This window comes from Synechococcus lacustris str. Tous, from assembly GCF_003011125.1.
Classification (GTDB): Bacteria; Cyanobacteriota; Cyanobacteriia; order PCC-6307; family Cyanobiaceae; genus Synechococcus_D; species Synechococcus_D lacustris.
This window is the reverse complement of the sequence record NZ_PXVC01000165.1, coordinates 1-1,836: the sequence shown is the minus strand read 5'-3', so window position 1 is coordinate 1,836 and position 1,836 is coordinate 1. Positions and strand designations below refer to the sequence as shown.

The window sequence follows — 1,836 nt, the reverse complement described above, 5'->3', positions numbered from 1 at the left end:
TCTTAATGGTGGCGCTGATAGGCTTTGCTTTTCTTGGTGAACGTCCCTCCCTAATTGGTTGGGCAGGGCTGTTGCTTGTGGCCGGGGGAGGATTGCTGTTATCGGTTGCCAAGTAGCATCCCCAACAATCAATATTAATTGAATGGTTTTATTGCCAAATCAAAACTCACTTACCTCACTTTTTTAACAGCTAGGCCTGCTTCTGTTGCCGTAACAACAGCTAACACGATTAAACCAATTAAACCAACTAATTGATTTTGGCTTTCAGCTGCGGCGTCAGCATTTTGAGCAAGAACTGCACCGGCAACAAACCAGCTGGTGGCAAGGGCAGATGTAATCCAATAGGCACGCCAACGCCTTTGATATAAATAACYGGCGCCTAAACCTGGAATCACATTCAAAAGCACTGCCACCCAGCCAGCAGAAGCGGMAAGGATTTGCTCWCGATTCGGTGTCATCTAAATAAGCTARCAGCCATCAGTTTGGCGCATTAAYCCTARGGCTGCTGCYTTTCCTGTTTCCAGATMGCCTCCAGTGATCTGCGGAACTCCCTATTGGTTTGSGGCCGTGAGCGTTCACGCTTTTTAAAAACACTGCCGATCCACCACAMCTGCAAACCAGCAAAAGCAAGGGCMACAACCCCYAGCTGGAYATAACCCCAATTRAGCTGATCCATCACATTCAACGSCGCACAGGCACCACTTGCATGCCGATTGGTGCCARGGCAATCAAGGCAAGTTTGATATGTTGAATCCCGAAAGGAATGCCAATTATTGATATAAAACAGGCCAAGGCAGAAGTTAAATGTCCGATAGCTAACCACCAACCAGCTATTAGAAACCAAATAATATTACCGATCAAGCCTAAAGGTCCTGTGCCAAAATCAAGCTTTCCAGTTAGCTCTTGGCGACTAACWGCCTCCTTACCAAAAGGGGAAAAAGAATAATTACCAATTACAAAACAAGCCCGTGCCCAAGGTATGCCAACGATTGTGATTGCAGCAATAATTCCAGCCAACCACCAACCCAATCCCATCAACAAGCCGCCAAGCACAAACCAAACAACATTGAGCAAAAAGCTGAGCATGRYTTGAACTTYCTTGGYCCATATTAGGCARAAACCCAAGCCCAAGCCACGCTTAACAATCCKTTACACTARGATTCGWGWACAARMCSCGTAGCCCCAATGAACGATTTCCTCGCAACCCTTTATYTAATCTGCTTTGCGGCCATAGCTGGTGGTGCTTTTGCCTTGATGAATCAAAATCTRCGCAATGCAGCCGCTGTGCCAGTGAGGATCGCAAGCAACCCAAAGCAAAGAATGCATCCAGAAGCGCCAGCACCCGGCGACGAAGTTATGTATGTGGATCTGAGCCGGGAAAGATTAGAAGCTTTATACCAACAGGCCGCTAAGGATTGAGCTACTTTAATTTTGATTGATCGTTAAACTTTCTATCAAGCCACTGAGTTAAAATGTATATACTGATAAACATCGGAGCGTATGCTAGCCACATATTTGGCAAATTCAATTCAGAATTATTTATTAGTACAAGCCCTAAATAACTGATGAAGCCATAGATCAACATTCTTCTTAGCGGGCCTGAAAAATTTTTCATCTTGTTTGGGTAATAATTAATCACAGATGCTAGCTGGTTTAATGCAACTAGCGGCCAATTGGTCTAACCAATTGCGCAACCAGAGCAAACTCTCTGCTTCTAACCGGTAGTAGGTCCAGCGGCCCTGCTGGCGAGCACTGATCAGACCCGCATCTTTCATCGCCTTTAGGTGAAATGAAAGTTTGGATTGAGCAAGCCCCAGATCACTAGTTAGATCACAC

The 1,836-nt window shown here is 45.5% G+C and carries 4 protein-coding genes; 1 reads left to right on the top strand and 3 read right to left on the bottom strand.

The annotated features are described in order from the left end of the window. Positions 1–170 precede the first annotated feature (170 nt). Positions 171–458 (bottom strand): hypothetical protein, encoded by a 288-nt coding sequence (locus C7K08_RS13885; protein WP_106501109.1) that lies wholly within the window; start codon positions 456–458, stop codon positions 171–173. Positions 459–681: 223 nt separating this feature from the next. Further along, entirely contained in the window at positions 682–1,086 is a 405-nt protein-coding gene (locus tag C7K08_RS13875; protein WP_106501108.1) for a YccF domain-containing protein, read from the bottom strand. Between the two features lie 99 nt (positions 1,087–1,185). On the opposite strand from C7K08_RS13875, the gene C7K08_RS13870 reads away from it, so the two are divergent. Next, on the top strand, positions 1,186–1,419 hold the full coding sequence (locus tag C7K08_RS13870; RefSeq protein WP_106501107.1) for a hypothetical protein: 234 nt from the start codon (positions 1,186–1,188) through the stop codon (positions 1,417–1,419). Between the two features lie 212 nt (positions 1,420–1,631). On the opposite strand, the gene C7K08_RS13860 is transcribed toward C7K08_RS13870, so the two are convergent. Beyond that, on the bottom strand, positions 1,632–1,836 hold a 205-nt coding region (locus C7K08_RS13860), incomplete at its 5' end, for an ArsR/SmtB family transcription factor (protein WP_133165310.1).